General features: G+C 68.4%; 14 protein-coding genes and 2 tRNA genes. 8 read left to right on the plus strand and 8 right to left on the minus strand.

Annotation, left to right across the window (positions count from 1 at the left end):
* Nucleotides 1-89: 89 nt before the first annotated feature.
* The gene (locus GBB76_RS05095; RefSeq protein ID WP_152302294.1) at nucleotides 90-752 is read right to left on the minus strand and encodes a protein-L-isoaspartate O-methyltransferase; all 663 of its coding nucleotides are present in this window, start codon (nucleotides 750-752) and stop codon (nucleotides 90-92) included.
* Nucleotides 753-1,095: 343 nt separating this feature from the next.
* On the opposite strand from GBB76_RS05095, the gene GBB76_RS05100 reads away from it, so the two are divergent.
* From GBB76_RS05100 to GBB76_RS05125, 6 genes are all read left to right on the plus strand, one after another.
* Nucleotides 1,096-1,169, plus strand: a tRNA-Cys gene (locus GBB76_RS05100).
* Between the two features lie 242 nt (nucleotides 1,170-1,411).
* Nucleotides 1,412-3,211: an ABC transporter ATP-binding protein gene (locus tag GBB76_RS05105; RefSeq protein WP_152302295.1), complete on the plus strand. Its 1,800-nt coding sequence runs from the start codon at nucleotides 1,412-1,414 to the stop codon at nucleotides 3,209-3,211.
* 88 nt (nucleotides 3,212-3,299) lie between these two features.
* Nucleotides 3,300-3,375, plus strand: a tRNA-Asn gene (locus GBB76_RS05110).
* 257 nt (nucleotides 3,376-3,632) lie between these two features.
* Nucleotides 3,633-5,339 carry a uracil-xanthine permease family protein gene (locus tag GBB76_RS05115; RefSeq protein WP_152302296.1) on the plus strand — a complete coding sequence of 569 codons (1,707 nt, stop codon included), beginning with the start codon at nucleotides 3,633-3,635 and terminating at the stop codon, nucleotides 5,337-5,339.
* Between the two features lie 195 nt (nucleotides 5,340-5,534).
* Nucleotides 5,535-5,870 carry an STAS domain-containing protein gene (locus tag GBB76_RS05120; protein WP_152302297.1) on the plus strand — a complete coding sequence of 112 codons (336 nt, stop codon included), beginning with the start codon at nucleotides 5,535-5,537 and terminating at the stop codon, nucleotides 5,868-5,870.
* 33 nt (nucleotides 5,871-5,903) lie between these two features.
* Nucleotides 5,904-6,335 (plus strand): ATP-binding protein, encoded by a 432-nt coding sequence (locus GBB76_RS05125; protein ID WP_152302298.1) that lies wholly within the window; start codon nucleotides 5,904-5,906, stop codon nucleotides 6,333-6,335.
* Here GBB76_RS05125 and GBB76_RS05130 read toward each other — a convergent pair whose 3' ends face one another.
* The 4 genes from GBB76_RS05130 to GBB76_RS05145 form a co-directional block, all read right to left on the minus strand.
* Entirely contained in the window at nucleotides 6,336-7,931 is a 1,596-nt protein-coding gene (locus GBB76_RS05130; protein ID WP_152302299.1) for a Na+/Picotransporter, read from the minus strand.
* Between the two features lie 171 nt (nucleotides 7,932-8,102).
* The gene (locus tag GBB76_RS05135) at nucleotides 8,103-8,474 is read right to left on the minus strand and encodes a response regulator (RefSeq protein ID WP_152302300.1); all 372 of its coding nucleotides are present in this window, start codon (nucleotides 8,472-8,474) and stop codon (nucleotides 8,103-8,105) included.
* 10 nt (nucleotides 8,475-8,484) lie between these two features.
* Nucleotides 8,485-10,428 (minus strand): response regulator, encoded by a 1,944-nt coding sequence (locus GBB76_RS05140; RefSeq protein ID WP_152302301.1) that lies wholly within the window; start codon nucleotides 10,426-10,428, stop codon nucleotides 8,485-8,487.
* A gap of 19 nt (nucleotides 10,429-10,447) precedes the next feature.
* Nucleotides 10,448-11,629 (minus strand): PP2C family protein-serine/threonine phosphatase, encoded by a 1,182-nt coding sequence (locus tag GBB76_RS05145; RefSeq protein ID WP_152302302.1) that lies wholly within the window; start codon nucleotides 11,627-11,629, stop codon nucleotides 10,448-10,450.
* A 196-nt stretch (nucleotides 11,630-11,825) separates the two neighbouring features.
* On the opposite strand from GBB76_RS05145, the gene GBB76_RS05150 reads away from it, so the two are divergent.
* A complete protein-coding gene (locus tag GBB76_RS05150; protein ID WP_152302303.1) occupies nucleotides 11,826-12,125 on the plus strand; it encodes a hypothetical protein in 300 nt (99 codons plus the stop codon).
* 149 nt (nucleotides 12,126-12,274) lie between these two features.
* Here the strand turns inward: GBB76_RS05150 and thrS are convergent, their stop codons facing one another.
* Both thrS and yidD read right to left on the minus strand, forming a co-directional pair.
* On the minus strand, nucleotides 12,275-14,275 hold the full coding sequence (thrS, locus tag GBB76_RS05155; RefSeq protein WP_152302304.1) for a threonine--tRNA ligase: 2,001 nt from the start codon (nucleotides 14,273-14,275) through the stop codon (nucleotides 12,275-12,277).
* A 49-nt stretch (nucleotides 14,276-14,324) separates the two neighbouring features.
* Nucleotides 14,325-14,666 carry a membrane protein insertion efficiency factor YidD gene (gene yidD, locus GBB76_RS05160; RefSeq protein WP_152302305.1) on the minus strand — a complete coding sequence of 114 codons (342 nt, stop codon included), beginning with the start codon at nucleotides 14,664-14,666 and terminating at the stop codon, nucleotides 14,325-14,327.
* A 92-nt stretch (nucleotides 14,667-14,758) separates the two neighbouring features.
* Here yidD and GBB76_RS05165 point away from each other — a divergent pair, with 92 nt between their 5' ends.
* Nucleotides 14,759-15,196 (plus strand): hypothetical protein, encoded by a 438-nt coding sequence (locus tag GBB76_RS05165; protein WP_246669043.1) that lies wholly within the window; start codon nucleotides 14,759-14,761, stop codon nucleotides 15,194-15,196.
* A 107-nt stretch (nucleotides 15,197-15,303) separates the two neighbouring features.
* On the opposite strand, the gene GBB76_RS05170 is transcribed toward GBB76_RS05165, so the two are convergent.
* Nucleotides 15,304-15,750 (minus strand): iron-sulfur cluster assembly scaffold protein, encoded by a 447-nt coding sequence (locus tag GBB76_RS05170; RefSeq protein ID WP_152302306.1) that lies wholly within the window; start codon nucleotides 15,748-15,750, stop codon nucleotides 15,304-15,306.
* Nucleotides 15,751-15,757 lie beyond the last annotated feature (7 nt).

Consider the following 15,757-nt stretch of genomic DNA (forward strand, 5'->3'; position numbering starts at 1 on the left):
TCGGAGAGGGGCTGTGAACCGTTCGGTTCGATCCCGCAGCCGATTTAGTCGGACACGCGGCAGATCAGCCACAGGGTGTTCGGAAAGCCTTAGAACACAAAGCCCGGACGCGCCTCGAACCCCGGCAGGGTCGGCACTGCGGCGTCGAACACCACCCGCGATCCGATGCCGCCGGTGGTGTGCGTGAACACGGTGGCACGCCCGGCGCGCCCGCGACCGACGACGGCGACGAGTCGCCCGCCGGGCTTGAGCTGCGCGAGCAGCGATTCGGGCGCCGCATCGACCGAACCGTTGAGAATGATCACGTCATAGGGCGCCTCGGCCGGCCAGCCGGCGGCCATCGGCCCCTGGACATAAGCGGCATTGAGCAGGCCGAGCTCGACGAGTTCGGTCGAACCCTGGGCCGCAAGCTCGGCATCTTCTTCGAGGGCCACGACCTGCCCGGCCAGCTTCGCCAGCACGGCGGTCGAATAGCCGCTGGCGGCGCCGACATCGAGCACCAGCGCGTCGGGGCCGATCTCGGCCGCCTGCAACAGCTTGGCGAGCACCATCGGCTCCATCAGGTAGCGCGCGGGCGCGCCTTCCTTCACCAGAAGGTCGTCGTCGATATAGGCGAAGTTGCGCAGCCCCGCCGGCACGAAGCGCTCGCGCGGGGTTTCCAGCATGGCGGCCACGATCCGCAGGTCGGTGACGTCGTTGGCGCGCACCTGCGCATCGACCATGGCGCGGCGCATCTCGGCGAAATCGATCATTCGGCGACAACCTCGAAACGAAACGGGCATGGCGCCCAACGGGCGCCCAAGGGCCACCGCGCCGCAGGAGCGCAGCGGGACGCGAGCGCAGAATTGCGGCACCCGCGCGCCCAATGCAAGAGTTCTGAGCGTCCTGTCTCGAAGATTTCCAACCCGCGCGCCGCGCCGGCCGGCCGTCGCCGGAGCCCCCGGCGCGCCGGGCCGGTGCGCGACGGGCCATCCACAGCTCGATGCGCCCGCGCGCCCCTCGCGACGCCCGCCGGGGGCCGCAGCGCGTTGCTCATCGCCATCAGCTCTGTTATGAGGCCGCCGGTCCATCGGGCGATGCAACGCCCGCCCGGTCGGCCACGTGGCGGAGTGGTTACGCAGCGGACTGCAAATCCGTGCACCCCGGTTCGATTCCGGGCGTGGCCTCCAGTTCACGCACGCGCCGCCGGCCGGATTTCGCGCCGGCGGCGCGTGTCGCTGGAAACCGACACATTCCCGTGCCCCTCGCAAGCCATTGTCATCAACGGTTTTGAGGCCTGCGCGGGCCTGTCGGTTTGACAACTCGCCGGGTTCGTCGTTGATGATCCCGCCGCCCTCCCCCGCTTTGCGAAGCGCGCCGGGACGCGAACGCCCGGGCCGAAATCCGGGTTCTGTGCAAAGGAAAGAGCCTTATGTTGCCAGCCAAGATGGCCAACGCCCTTCGCAACCTGATCAGCGCCGAGACCCGCGATACCGTCAAGCGGCTGTTCATGACCGACGGCCGGCGGCACTGGAAGGGCTACACGCTCTCCTTCATTTTCATGGGCATCATGGCCGCCACCACTTCCGGCCTGGCCTATCTGATGGGCGACGTCATCAACCGCATCTTCGTCCAGCAGAACTCGTCCGCGATCTGGATCCTGTCCGCCGCCGTCCTCGTGCTGAGCCTCGTGAAGGGCTTTTCCGCCTACGGGCAGGCGGTGACGCTCGCCAAGGTCGGCAACCGCATCGTGGCCGATAACCAGAAGCAGGTGCTCGACCGGCTGCTGGCGCAGGACGTCGCCTTCTTCGCGCGCAGCCACACCGCCGAGATCATGCTGCGCTTCAACACAGGCGCGCAGGCCGCGCGCAACGTGCTGAACCTCATCATCACCAGCCTGGGACGCGACCTGCTGTCGGTGATCGGCCTGACCATCGTCATGATCATCCAGGACCCGTTCATGGCGTGCATCGGCCTCGTTGTGATGCCGGTCGCCGTCGGCGGGGTGCGCTCGCTGATCCGCAAGGTGCAGAAGATCTTCAGCCGCGAGTTCCACAGCGCCATCCAGATCATGACGGAGTCGATCGAGGCGTTCCAGGGCATCCGCACCATCAAGTCCTTCACCATGGAGGACGACCAGCGCACGCGGATCTATGAGCGCATCGACCGGCTGGAGAAGGCCTCCAACCGCATGATCCGCGCCCAGTCGCAGTCCGGCCCCTTGATGGAGGCGCTCGGCGGCGTCGCGATCGGCCTCGTCGTCATGTATGCCGGCTGGGGCGTGCTGCATGGCGGGCGCACACCGGGCGAGTTCTTCTCGGTCATCACCGCGCTGCTGCTGAGCTACGAGCCCGCCAAGCGGCTGGCGCGCCTCAACATCGACCTCACCACACACCTTCTCGGCGCGCGCATGCTGTTCGACCTTCTCGACCGCCCGCCGATCGAGGTGGACGAGCCGGACACGCCGGCCCTGAAGGTCGAGGGCGGCAAGATCGAGTTCGACGACGTCTTCTTCGGCTACCGCGCCGAGGAGCCCGTGCTGCGGGGCCTCACCTTCGTCGCCGAGCCGGGCAGGACCACGGCCCTCGTCGGCCCCTCGGGCGGCGGCAAGAGCACCGTCATGAACCTTATCGAGCGGTTCTACGAGATCGATTCGGGCACCATCGCCATCGACGGCCAGAAGATCACGCAGGTCACGCGCCGCTCGCTGCGCCAGGCCATCGGCTTCGTGAGCCAGGACGTGTTCCTGTTCTCCGGCTCGGTCCGCGACAACATCGCCGCCGGGCGCCCCTCGGCCACCGAGGACGAGATCATCGCCGCCGCCAAGGCCGCCCACGCCCACGACTTCATCACCGGCTTCAAGGACGGCTACAACAGCCGCGTCGGCGAGCACGGCGCCGAGCTTTCCGGCGGCCAGCGCCAGCGAATCGCCATCGCCCGCGCCTTCCTCAAGGACGCCCCGATCCTGCTGCTCGACGAGGCCACCGCCGCGCTCGACAGCGAATCCGAGGCCGAGGTGCAGAAGGCCCTCTACGAGTTGCAGCGCAACCGCACCACGCTGGTGATCGCGCACCGCCTGCAGACCGTGATCAACGCCGACCGCATCTGTGTTGTGGAAAAGGGTCGCGTGGTCGAAAGCGGGCGTCACGAGGAGCTGATCGCCAAGCGTGGCCGGTATTTCACCTTCCATCAGCTGCAGTTCGCCGGGCAGCAGGAACGCCTCAGCGCGTGAGGATATCCACATAGTTGCGGGTTCCGACTTCACAAACGGGTCCCGCGTTGCTATATCGCCGGCCTCCGAGATGCCCCGGCGTCTCCGGTCCCTGATAGCTCAGTTGGTAGAGCGTTCGACTGTTAATCGAATGGTCGCAGGTTCGAGTCCTGCTCAGGGAGCCACTTTCTCGATCCCCCCGACAGATCCGACCTCCTTGCCGAAACGCGTGCGGGCGCCTCGGTATGGCCGGATGGCGCCGCCTGCGCGGGCGGGCGCGGGCCATGTCGGAGCGGTTCGCGGACCCTACCTTCCATCAACTTGCCCACGGACCGACCCCGCCCCATAGTCGCCGCGACCGGGCGCGAATCCCGGTCCTCCGACGGGTGCGGCGCGTGGAAGGCGGCATCCGTCGCCCTGTCCTCCTTGTTGGCTGTGCCCGATGCCGCGTAAACCTACCAACATCCTCTATTCGGTCGACGAAAAGCCCCCGCTCGGCACGCTCATCATCCTCGGTGTCCAGCACGCCACGCTCGCCCTGCTCTTCATCGTCTATCCGCTGGTCGCGGCGGCCGAGGCCGGCCTGTCCTTCGACGACACGCAGATCCTCATCACTAGCTGCATCATCTTCATGGGGCTCGCCACGCTGGTCGAATGCCTGCCCCGGCCCGGCGCCGGCATGCTGCTGGTGCAGATTCCCAACATGGCGCACCTGCCGCTGGCCGTGCAGTCGCTCGCCGCCGGCGGCCCGGCGCTTTACGCCGGCATGAGCCTTGTCGCCGCCCTCTCGCAGCTCACCCTGTCCCGCTTCATGAGCGCGCTGCGCGCGGTCTTCCCGCCGGAGATCTGCGGCGTCGCCGTCACCATGCTGGGCGTCGCGCTGGCGGAGCCGGCGCTGCGCCGCGTGTTCGGCCTGTCGGGGGAAGTCGGCCCGGCGCTCGACCTGCGCTTCCCCATGGTCAGCCTCGTGACGCTGGTCATCATCATCGTGCTGGCGATCTTCTCGCGCGGCATGCTGCGCCTTTTCGCGGTCGCCATCGGCGCCGGGACAGGCTGGGTCCTGGCCGCCTATGTCGGCGTAACCCCGGAGCCGGAGCACGCCCTCTCGACGCTGGCCGTTATCGACCTGCCGCATATCGGCTTCCCGGGCATCAGCTTCTTCTCATGGGCGCTGCTGCCCGCCGCCATCCTGACCGGCGTCATCTCGGCGGTCGACATGCTGGGAACCGTGGTCTCCATGCAGCGCATGGACGATGCCGACTGGCGCCGCGCCGATCTCGACCAGGCCGGCCGCGCCATCCGCGCCAACACCATCGCCGACATGGGTGCGGCCGTCACCGGCGGCTTCGCCAGCGCCTCGTCCTCGGCCACCATCGGCGTCGCCTTCGCAACCGGCACCACCGCGTGGCGCGTGGGTGCCATCGCCGGCGGGATCATGGTTCTGGCGGCCTTCTCGCCGCGCCTCATCGGCGCGCTCACCATCATTCCGGGCCCGGTGATCGGCGCGATCCTGATCTATGCCGCCGCCTTCCTCATCGTCGCCGGCATGGAACTCATCCTGTCCCGGCGCCTCAGCGACCGGCGCATCTTCACCGTCGGCCTCGCCGTGCTCACCGGCCTTGCCGTGGCGCTGCTGCCCGAGTTGGTCCGCGCGACGCCGGACTGGATGCAGCCAATCCTCGAATCGCCGCTGTCGGCGTCGACCGGCGTCGCCATCGCGCTGAACCTGTTCTTCCGCATCGGCATCCGTCAGGTCGCCTCGCGTCAGGTCACGCTGGAGGAGAACCCGTTCACCGTGACGACGACCTTCCTGGAACATCAGGGCGACCTCTGGGGCGCCCGGCGCGATGTCATCGCCTCCGCCATCCCGGTCGTCGCCGAGGGTGTCGAGATGCTGCTCGACACCGGCGTCGCCGAGGACGGGTTGGAGATGCGCGCGCATTTCGACGAGAACAATTTCGACGTCAGCCTGCTCTACAAGGGCGCCCCGATCGAGATTCCGACGCACCGGCCCTCCCCCGAGGACCTGCTCGGCGACGCGCAGGCAGTGGCCCGCTTCGTCGGCTACATGCTCAGCAAGCGCGCCGACAAGCTGGTGATCGACCGCGAGGGCGAACGGCAGGCGCTCATGCTGCGCTTCGAGCACTGATGCCGCCCGTCATCGACCGGAAGCAGACGGACGAAGGGCGGAGCCGGACGACGGCTCCGGCGGCGCGGCGCGCCTTGCACGCCCGCACCATTGCCGGTAGTCCTAGCCCATCCTCACGCGATGGGAGACGGGGGCGCCGTGGAGCGCACATGCCTCTTGTCGCGTTGCCGCGAGGGCAGATGCGGAGTCGGAAACTTGATACATATTGAGCGCTTCGTGGAAGGCAATGTGGTCGTCACCACCGTGAGGGGGCGTCTCGACAGCAGTTCCTCGCCCAAGCTGGACGAATTCCTCGCCGCGGCACCGTCCGGCGGCGGGGTCATCCTGCTGGATTTCGCCGATCTGAGCTACATCAGCTCGGCGGGTCTGCGTGTCGTGCTGAAGGCCACCAAGCTGGCACGCAGCACGGGCTCCACGCTGGCGGTGTGCAGCCTCATCCCGCAGGTCCACGAGGTCTTCGACGTGAGCGGCTTCTCCACGCTCATTCCGATCCACCCGAACCGGGAGGCGGCGCTCGCGACGCTCGCCTGACGACCGGGGCCAGATAGCCGGCGGGGGCGGGCGATGGCAGACCACGAACTCGATATCCGCCTCGCCAACGAGATCGGCGAGCTTGGGACGCTGGCCGGCCGGCTCCAGGCCTTTGTCGAGGCGGAGGACATCCCGCCCACCCCGGCCTACCGCTTGCTGCTTGCCGCTGACGAATTCTTCAACAACGCCGTGGATTACGGCTATCCCGACGGGCGCCCCGGCGAGATCGCCATCCATGTCTGCCGGGCGGGCGAGGCGCTGGAAATGACGTTCAGCGACGACGGCGACCCGTTCGATCCCTTCGAGGCCCCCGCACCGGACCTCGACGGGCAGATCGAGCAGCGGCGCATCGGAGGGCTCGGCGTGCATCTGGTACGCACGCTCGCCGACAGCTTCGCCTATCGGCGCGAGAACGGACGCAACGTCGTCACTCTGGCGTTCCGCCTCGCGGCCGCCTCTTCCTGATCAGCGACCGCCGAGCGCCCGATGCACCTGGGCGAAGTCGTTCACCAGGCGCCGCGCCAGCCAGACGATGCGCTCGAACAGCACGGTCATGCGGAACAGCGCGTTCTGCTCGGCGGGCGATATCTCGTTCTGCGAGGAGAGGCGCTCGCGCAGATCCTTCATGAGGTGGTCGCGGTGGCCGAGAAGGCTCAGCACCACGTCGGCGTCGTCGGCCCCTAGGCTTTCGGCATGCTCGGCGACGGCGCTCAGCAGCAGGTGGAGCGCCTCGGTCAGCCGCTGCGCGGTCGGCAGCCCGCGCGCGACGGCCGCCGCTTCGGCGAATTCCGCCACCGCCTCGTGCAGGGCGCCGGCATTGGTCGCGCCATCGTCGAGCAGCAGCGCCACCGCCACCTCGTGCCGGGCCGGCTGGGCGTCGAGCAGCGAGGCGAGATAGGCCTTCACCGAGGCGGCGAGGCTGGCGCCGGCTGTGCGCAGGACCGGGGCCGCCGGCGAGGCCGGATTGCCCTCCTCGCGGACATGATCCAGCAGCAGGGGCAGCCGGCCGCTCAGGCGGGCCAGTTCCCGGCTCGACAGATCGAGCGCCGCCGCCGGGTCGGTCAGCGATTCCCGCAGCAGGAAGGCCGGCTGCGAGAGGGTATCGGCCGCATTCATCGGCATCAGCCCGGCGATGGCGCGCCGGGTCGGCATTTCGAGAAGCGTGGCGATGAGCGCCCCGCCGACCTGCGCGGCGAGAAAGGCCAGCGCCAGCTCGGCGCCGACATCGTGGCCTTCCGGCTGGAAGACGAGTTCCACGAGGTCCGGGCGCAGGGCGGCCACCATCGCAAGGATCAGCAGCAGCAGCGAGCCGCCAGCCTTCTGCACCACCTGGAGGCTGAACACCACGCGGCCCGGCGCGGTTTCGCCGGGGATCAGCATGGCATTGTTGATCATCGCGGCGGCGTTCGCCCCGGCGATCAGGGGCAGCGCCTCGCCGATGGAGAGCAGCCCGCCGCCCACCGCCGCAACCGCGATCGCCGCCGCTACCGAGGAGGACTGCGCGGCGAAGGAGAAGCCGGCACCGAGAAGTGCGAGGATCCAGGGATTGTCCACCGCCGCGTCCCACCACGGATGGTGCATCAGCCCCTCGCGTATCGGCCCGACGGCGATGGAGACGAGATGCATGCCGTAGAGCAGCAGCGCGGCGCCCAGCGCCGCCTCCAGCGCGTTGCGCATGCGGTCGCCGCGCGCCAGCCGGAAATAGGTGGCGAAGCCCACCACGCCGATGACGATGCCGGCGGCGACCGAGGTGTCGATGGCCACGATGAGGGGCAGCAGCGCGGTGCCGACATTGGCCCAGGTCGGCGCCAGCAGCGGGCGCCCGTCGTTCAGCACGCCGCCGCGCACGAAGGCGACGACGATCCACGACACGGCCGTGGAGCTTTGTGTGATCATGCCCGCCACGGTGCCGTTGAACGCGGCGCTGACCCGTCCGCGCAGCGCCCGCGCGAAGGCCGCGCGCGCCCGCCGGCCGACCAGCGGCACGAGATTGGCCGAAAGCCCCCTTACGCCGATGAAGAAAAGCCCGAGACCGCTCATCAGCAGGGCAATGGTCGCCATGACGCTCGACTACTCTTTTTCGCGGACGGTCGGCAGAGAGGCGGCCGGGGGCGGGTTCACGGACTCGGCTGCGTTCCGGGAACGGCACAGGCAAGCCGGCGCCGTTGTGGAGCCGTCACATGACGAAGCGATGACAGCACGCTGCGCCGCCCCCTCGCCGAAATCGGGGCTTCACTCGGGAAGGCCAAGCAGCGCCCGGATCTTGCCGAGCAGCCGCGGCAGCTCGACCGGCTTGGTGTCGAAATCGTCGCAGCCGGCCGCCATGGCGTCCTCGCGGTCCTTGGCCATGGCATGGGCGGTGAGCGCGATCACCGGGATACCGGCGGTCGCGGGATTTGCCTTCACCTGCCGCGTCGCCTCCCAGCCGTCGAGCACCGGCAGGCTCATGTCCATGAGGATCAGCGCCGGCTGCTCGGACAGGGCGAGGTCGACGCCCTCCTGCCCGTTCACCGCCATCACCATCTCGAAGCCGTTGCGCGAGAGGCGCCGCGAGAGCATGTCGCGGTTCATCTCGTTGTCCTCGACGAGAAGGATTTTCGCCATCGTGCGTGCCTCAGTGGGTGTGGCTGGCGATATGGGCCAGCGCGGCGCCGAGCGTGCCGATCGGCTGCGCGCTCTTGTTCAGGATGAGCAGCGTATTGCGCGCCAGGAAGTCGCGCTCGTGCTCGGTGAGTTCCTTGGCGGTGAGCACGACGATGGGCAGCTCGACGAATTTCGGCACCGCGCGGACCCGGGCCAGGAAGGCGAAGCCGTCCATGACCGGCATCATCAGGTCGAGCAGCACCAGCGCGGGCAGCCGGTGCTCGTCGAGCCAGGCCAGCGCCTCCTCGCCATTGGCGGCCTCGGCGACACCTAATCCGACACTCTCGATGGTCGTGCGCACCAGCGCCCGCACCTGCGGGTCGTCGTCGACGACCAGCACGACGCCCTCCTCGCTGCCGGGGGCGAATTTGTGGATCAGCGCGATCAACCGCTGCCGGTCGATCGGCTTGGTCATGTACTCGGACGCGCCGAGCGAATAGCCGAGGTTCCGGTCGTCGACGATGGTGAGCATGATGACCGGGATGTGTTCCAGCGCCGGCTCGGACTTCATGATGCCGAGCACCGACCAGCCGTCGATCTTCGGCATCATCACGTCGAGCGTCACGATGTCCGGCGGCTCGTGGCGCATCATGTTGAGCGCCTCCACCCCGTCGCGCGCGTGGCGCAGAATGTAGCCCTCCTTGCCCAGCGTCGCCGCCAGCACCTCGTGCACCGCCGGGTCGTCATCGACCACCAGCACGGTGATCGCGCCCGGCTCGGCCGGCGCGCCGGGATCGACGAGGACGCCCGAGGCCGGGTCGGTGGCGGCGATCCTTGTCTCCGCCGGCAGCTCGATGGTGAAGGTCGAGCCCTTGCCCGTCTCGCTCGCCACCGAGATGGAGCCGCCGAGCATGGCGGCGAAGTGCTTGGTGATGGTCAGGCCGAGCCCGGTGCCGCCAAAATTGCGGGTGGTCGAGGAATCGGCCTGGGTGAAGGCCTGAAACAGGCGCCCCATCTGCTCCTCGCTCATGCCGATGCCGCTGTCGGTGACGTCGAAGCGCACCGTGCCGCAGCCATCGACCTGCGCGCCGCGCGAGATGCGCAGCGTCACCGTGCCGTTCTTGGTGAACTTGGCGGCGTTGCTGAGCAGGTTGATCAGGCTCTGCTTCAGCTTGGTGAGGTCGGTGCGCAGCGTGCCGATGTCGATCGGGCAATCGATGACGAACTGGTTGGCGTTCTTGGTCATCATCGGGGTGACGATGGTCTTCACGTCCTCGACCATGCGGCTGAGGAACACCTGCTCAAGATAGACGTCCATCCGGCCGGCCTCGATCTTGGAGAGGTCGAGGATGTCGTTGATGAGACCCAGCAGGTGCTTGCCGGCGGCCTGGATCTTGTCGAGGTCGGCCACCATGGCGGTGTTGCCCTCGTCGGCCGCGTCCTCGGAGAGAATCTCGCTGTAGCCGATGATGGCGTTGAGCGGCGTGCGCAGCTCATGGCTCATATTGGCGAGGAAGGCGGACTTCACCCGGCTGGCCGACTCCGCCGCCTCCTTGGCCTCGCGCAGCTTCATCTCAGCCTGCTTGCGCGCGGTGATGTCGGTGTAGATCGCGATGAAGCCGCCGCCCGGCACCGGATCGCGCCGCACCTCGAGGATCGTGCCGTCCGGCCGCGTGCGCTCGAACCGGTGGTGCGTCTCCAGCTGCTTGAGACGCTCGGCCAGCGCCGTCTCGATGTCGACATCGCCGAACTCGCCGCGCGCGCCGAGATAGCGGATGTAGTCGGAGAAGGTGTGCTCGGTGCCGAGAAACTCTTCCGGCATGTCGAGATAGTCGCGGAAAAGCTGGTTCCAGATCACCAGACGATGGCCGGAATCGTACATGGCGACGCCCTGCGACATGTTCTCCAGCGTGGCGCGCAGCAGCGTCGCCTCGTGGCTGTGATCCGTCTCGCCCTTCGGGTTGTCCAAGGCCATGGCGGCTTTCCTCTGATGGTCAGGCGACGCCCGGCGGATCGAGCGTCAGCAGCAGTGCCGCCATGTCGTCGAAGGCCGGCAGTCCAGCTTCGAAGGCGCGCACGGCGGCGGCGAGGCGCGGCAGGGGCCGCGTCTCCTCGAAGGTGAGCGCCGCGAGAAAATCGCCGACGCGCTCTTCCCCGTAGAGATCGCCGGCCGGATCGTGCGCTTCGCTCAACCCGTCGGTGATGACCAGCAGCCTCTCGCCCGGCGCCAGCGTCACCGAGGCGGTGTGATAGGGCATATCCTCCATCACCCCGAGCGCCGGCCCGCCGGCGGCGGTCAGGCGCGAGACGGTACCGTCGACCGCGCGCAGATAAGGCGGCACATGGCCGGCGCGCACGAAGGCCAGCGTGCCGCTGGGCACGTCGAGCACCGCCAGCAGCAGCGTCACGAACATGCAGGAGGCGTTGCCGCGCGCCAGCGTCTCGTTGACCAGCTCCGCCGCGCGGGCCGGATCGGCGAAGAGTTCGGCGGCGTCCGGCCGCGTGCCGAGCGCGCGGAACATCGAATGGGTGCGCGCCATCATCAGCGCCGCGCCGGCCCCCTTGTCGGAGACGTCACCGATCACCGCGACGATCTTGCGGTCGCCGATGGGGAAATAGTCGACAAGATCGCCGCCCACTTCCTTCGCCGGCTCCAGGAACGTCTCGATCGCCACGGCGCGGCCGCCGACCGTGCCGGCGAAAGGCGGCGGCACCAGCGCGAGCTGCAGCGTGCGCGCCTCGGTCAACTCGATCTGCTTGCGCTTGAGTTCGTCGCGGGTGCGGTCGCGCAGGAACTTCTTTTCCAGCGTGGCGAGCACGCGGGCGCGCAGGAGCGTCGGGTTGAACGGCTTGAAGATGAAGTCGTCGGCGCCAAGCTCGATGCAGCGCACCACCGGCTCGATCTCGTTGAGCGCCGAGACGACGATAACCGGCAGGTCGTTGATGCGCCCGTCGGCGCGCAGGCGGTCGAGCACGCCGAAACCGTCGAGTTCCGGCATCATGATGTCGAGCAGCACGAGGTCGTAGGACGTCTGGCCGATGGCGGCGAGCGCCTCGACCCCATCGGCCGCCTCGTCGATGCGGGAAAAGCCCAGCCGGCGCAGGCGGCGCATCAGCAGGTCCCGGTTCTCGGCGACATCGTCGACCACCAGAATCGACGCGTTCTGGTCCGTCATGATCCCGCTTCCACCAAGCTCCGAGAAGGCTGCCCCCGACGCGGGGCCAACGGAATATCCACGCAATGCCCCGACATAGCAACGCCGCCGCAATTCCTCGCCCCGACAATTATTGCATCGACCACAGCGGGAAAGCACCGTGGCGAACGGCGCCCCGGCGCCCTAGATATGGGAGCAGGGAGGCGCACAGGTGCCGATGAAGATTCTCACAGCGGCGACGCTGGTTCTGGTGCTTGGCGCCGGAGCGGCGCTCGCGCAGACAGGCTCGCCCTACATGCCGCAACGTCCCGGCTCGGTTCGCCCGAACAGTCAGAATCTGATGCAGGGCCCGTCGAACTGGACGGCTCAGCAGCGCCGGCTCAACGTGCCCGGCGCCACCGCCAATCCCAGCCTGCGGCGCGACACCCTGCCCTACACCGCCCCGCCCCCGGTCGCCCCGCCCGCCCCGAAGCCGCAGCCCGCGCCCGTTCGCCCGGCCGAGACGCCGGACGAGTAGACTCTCGCTTCCACCACGCCGTCATCCCCTTCGCCCCGTCATCCCGGCCGAAGGCGAAGCGGTAGAGCCGGGATCGCTCGCCACTGGGCACGCGATCCCGGATCGGCCTTTGGCCGTCCGGGATGACGATTGCGGGAGGGAAGGCCGCTTCAGTCCCGCAGCGTATCCGGCGGGCTCGCTTCCGCCACCAGCGAGGCGAGCGCCTCGTCGAGCGTCAGCGCGGTCTGGTTGGGCGAGCCGAGCCGGCGGATTGAGACGGTGCGCTCGGCGGCTTCTTTGCGGCCGACGACGATCAGCGCCGGCACCTTGGCCAGCGAGTGCTCGCGCACCTTGTAGTTGATCTTCTCGTTGCGAATATCCAGCTCGACCCGCAGGCCGCGCTTCTTCGCCAGCGCGACGATCTCCTGCGCGTAGTCGTCGCCCTCCGAGGTGATCGTCGCCACCACCGCCTGCACCGGCGCCAGCCAGAGCGGGAAATGGCCGGCATGGTGCTCGATGAGGATGCCGGTGAAACGCTCCATCGAGCCGCAGATGGCGCGGTGGATCATGACCGGCGTCTTCTTCTGCCCGTCCGCGTCGACATAGAAGGCGCCGAAGCGTTCCGGCAGGTTGAAGTCGACCTGCGTGGTGCCGCACTGCCATTCGCGCCCGATGGCGTCGCGCAGCGTGTACTCGAACTTCGGCCCGTAGAACGCGCCCTCGCCCGGCAGGATGCCGGTCTTGATCTTGCCGCCGGACTCCGCCTCGATCTGGGTCAGCACCCGGCCCATCACGTCCTCGGCGTGGTCCCAAACCGCGTCCGAGCCGACGCGCTTGTCGGGCCGGGTGGAGAGCTTCACCACGATCTCGTCGAAGCCGAAATCGGCATAGGTCGAGAGGATCAGCTCGTTGATCTTCAGGCACTCGGCCGCCATCTGCTCCTCGGTGCAAAAGATATGGGCGTCGTCCTGGGTGAAGCCGCGCACGCGCATCAGCCCGTGCAGCGCGCCGGAAGGCTCGTAGCGGTGCACATTGCCGAATTCGGCGAGGCGCATGGGCAGGTCGCGGTAGCTCTTCAGCCCGTGCTTGAAGATCTGCACATGGCCGGGGCAGTTCATCGGCTTGAGCGCGTACACGCGGTCATTGTCCTCGGTGTCGCCGGCCGGCTGCACCTTGAACATGTTGTCCTTGTACCAGCCCCAGTGACCGGAGGTCTCCCACAGCGACTTGTCGAGCACCTGCGGCGCGTTGACCTCGGCATAGTCCGCCGCCAGGCGCCGGCGCATGTAGGAAACGAGGTTCTGGAACAGGTTCCAGCCCTTCGGGTGCCAGAACACGACGCCCGGCCCCTCCTCCTGGAAGTGGAACAGGTCCATCTCGCGGCCGAGCCGGCGGTGGTCGCGCTTCTCGGCCTCCTCCAGCTGGAGGATGTAGGCGTCGAGTTCCTCGCGGGTGCGCCAGGCCGTGCCGTAGATGCGGGTCAGCATCTGGTTGTTGCTGTCGCCGCGCCAATAGGCGCCGGCCACCTTCATCAGCTTGAAGGCATCGCCCACCTTGCCGACGGAGGGCATGTGCGGGCCGCGGCAGAGGTCGAACCACTCGCCCTGCCTGTAGATCTTGATCTTCTGGTCGGCGGGGATCGCGTCCACCAGCTCGACCTTGAACGCCTCGCCCTTCTCGGCGAAGACGCGCTTGGTGGCGTCGCGGTCCCAGACCTCCTTGGTGAAGGGCGCGTCGCGGGCGATGATCTCGCGCATCTTCTTCTCGATGGCGGTGAAATCGTCCGGGGTGAACGGCTCGTTGCGGAAGAAGTCGTAGTAGAAGCCGTTCTCGATCACCGGGCCGATCGTCACCTGCGTGCCGGGCCACAGTTCCTGCACCGCCTCGGCCAGCACATGGGCGGCGTCGTGGCGGATGAGTTCGAGCGCCTCCGGGCTCTCGCGGGTGACGAGCTCGAAGCGGGCATCGGCGGTGATGGGATCGGAAAGGTCGCTCAGCTCGCCGTCGAGCTTCATCGCCAGCGACTTCTTGGCCAGCGACTTGGCGATGGAGGCGGCGACCTCGGCGCCCGTGGTGCCGGAGGCGAAGGCTCGGACGGCACCGTCGGGGAAGGTGAGGTTCACAGTTGCCGGCCCGTCGGCAACGTTCTGACTCACGAGATTTTCGGACATGTCATTTTCTCCTGCCCACTCCTGCGAACCACGCAGGTAGGCTTGTTGGTCAATCGTCGCGCGCGCCCTCCGGTTTCGGGGCCCGCGCGTAGCGCCACGGCATATACCACGCCGCTTTTGGCGGCAATTCGACCGGCACCGCCTCGTAGCCGGAGCCGCCCCAGGGATTGCAGCGGCACACGCGCCCCGCCGCCATCCAGCCCCCCGCCCAGGCACCGTGCCGTTCGATCGCTTCCTCGGCGAATTCCGAACAGGTGGGGAGATAGCGGCACTGCCGGCCCATGAAGGCCGAGAAGGTGTAGCGATAGACGAGAATCGGCGCCCGCAGCAGCAGGCGCGGCAGGCGCGCGGCCAGCGCCGCCACGCTCGTCGACGGACGCGGCGCGCTCATTGCCCGCCCCTATCCCGGAACCGGTCGCCGTCCCGGGCGTTCCCCCTTGCAAGGACCGGCGCCGGCGCCGGTCCCGAATGGGGGAGATGACGATGACGGCACCCGACGCCCGGCCCGCCTGTGGCGTTCCGCTGGTACTGGCCCTGATACTGGGCCTGCTCCTCGTGGCTCCCGCCCATGCCCAGCAGCCGGCCGTGACGGAACCGGCCCCGGCCGCCGGCGGCACCCAGCCGGAGGCTTCCACCGCGGGGTCGCCGGAGATGGACCCCGACATGCAGCGCGTGGCGGTCTGCAAGGCCGATGCGCTGCGGAAGCTGAAGGAGCGTTCGCCCTCGATCAACGACATCTATATCGACGTCGACGGCCTCACCATCGCGCAGGCCGAGGCCAAGCTCGGCGACACGGCCGTCAAAGGCGTCATCATGGGCGAGGCCTATATCCAACGCGACCGCTCCGATACCGCCAACCGCTTCCTCTGCCTCACCGGCGAGAACGGCGAGGTGCTGTTTACGTTCTTCACCGAACGGTGATTGTCCCGCACCGTCATCCCGGCCGGAGCGCAGCGCAGAGCCGGGATCGCCCACCGATGTCACGCGATCCCGGATCGGCCTGCCGGCCGTCCGGGATGCCGACATCCCTACTCTGCCGCCTGCGCGGCGCGCGCGGCGATCTGGTCGAGCGCGTCGACCACCGCGTCGAAGGTCAGCAGCGTCGAGGCGTGGCGCGCCTTGTAGTCGCGCACCGGCTCCAGCACGGCGAGTTCCGCCCAGCGGCCACCTGGCGGCGGGCCGTTCTCTTTCAGCATGCGCCGCATCGCCTCGCGCACCTCGCGCAGTTCCGCCTCGGTCGAACCGACGACGAGGCCGCCCATCACCGAGGAGGAGGCCTGCCCCAGCGCGCAGGCGCGCACCTCATGGGCGAAATCGGCCACCACGCCGTCGCGCAGCACGAGATCGACCGTGACGGTGGAACCGCAAAGCTTGGAGTGCGCCGTTGCCGAGGCGTCGGGCGCCTCAAGCCGGCCCAGACGTGGTATCTCGGCAGCCAGTTCAAGTATGCGCCGATTGTAGATTTCGTTCAGCATGCCTTGT

Origin of the sequence: Ancylobacter sp. TS-1 (assembly GCF_009223885.1) — a bacterium.
Lineage (GTDB): Bacteria > Pseudomonadota > Alphaproteobacteria > Rhizobiales > Xanthobacteraceae > Ancylobacter.

Bases quoted from the DNA above. Each gene is read 5' to 3' on its own strand.
- GBB76_RS05095 (WP_152302294.1), bottom strand. From the start codon at position 752: ATGATCGATTTCGCCGAGATGCGCCGCGCCATGGTCGATGCGCAGGTG.
- GBB76_RS05105 (WP_152302295.1), top strand. From the start codon at position 1,412: ATGTTGCCAGCCAAGATGGCCAACGCCCTTCGCAACCTGATCAGCGCC.
- GBB76_RS05115 (WP_152302296.1), top strand. From the start codon at position 3,633: ATGCCGCGTAAACCTACCAACATCCTCTATTCGGTCGACGAAAAGCCC.
- GBB76_RS05125 (WP_152302298.1), top strand. From the start codon at position 5,904: ATGGCAGACCACGAACTCGATATCCGCCTCGCCAACGAGATCGGCGAG.
- GBB76_RS05130 (WP_152302299.1), bottom strand. From the start codon at position 7,931: ATGGCGACCATTGCCCTGCTGATGAGCGGTCTCGGGCTTTTCTTCATC.
- GBB76_RS05135 (WP_152302300.1), bottom strand. From the start codon at position 8,474: ATGGCGAAAATCCTTCTCGTCGAGGACAACGAGATGAACCGCGACATG.
- GBB76_RS05140 (WP_152302301.1), bottom strand. From the start codon at position 10,428: ATGGCCTTGGACAACCCGAAGGGCGAGACGGATCACAGCCACGAGGCG.
- GBB76_RS05145 (WP_152302302.1), bottom strand. From the start codon at position 11,629: ATGACGGACCAGAACGCGTCGATTCTGGTGGTCGACGATGTCGCCGAG.
- GBB76_RS05150 (WP_152302303.1), top strand. From the start codon at position 11,826: ATGAAGATTCTCACAGCGGCGACGCTGGTTCTGGTGCTTGGCGCCGGA.
- thrS (WP_152302304.1), bottom strand. From the start codon at position 14,275: ATGTCCGAAAATCTCGTGAGTCAGAACGTTGCCGACGGGCCGGCAACT.
- yidD (WP_152302305.1), bottom strand. From the start codon at position 14,666: ATGAGCGCGCCGCGTCCGTCGACGAGCGTGGCGGCGCTGGCCGCGCGC.
- GBB76_RS05165 (WP_246669043.1), top strand. From the start codon at position 14,759: ATGACGGCACCCGACGCCCGGCCCGCCTGTGGCGTTCCGCTGGTACTG.
- GBB76_RS05170 (WP_152302306.1), bottom strand. From the start codon at position 15,750: ATGCTGAACGAAATCTACAATCGGCGCATACTTGAACTGGCTGCCGAG.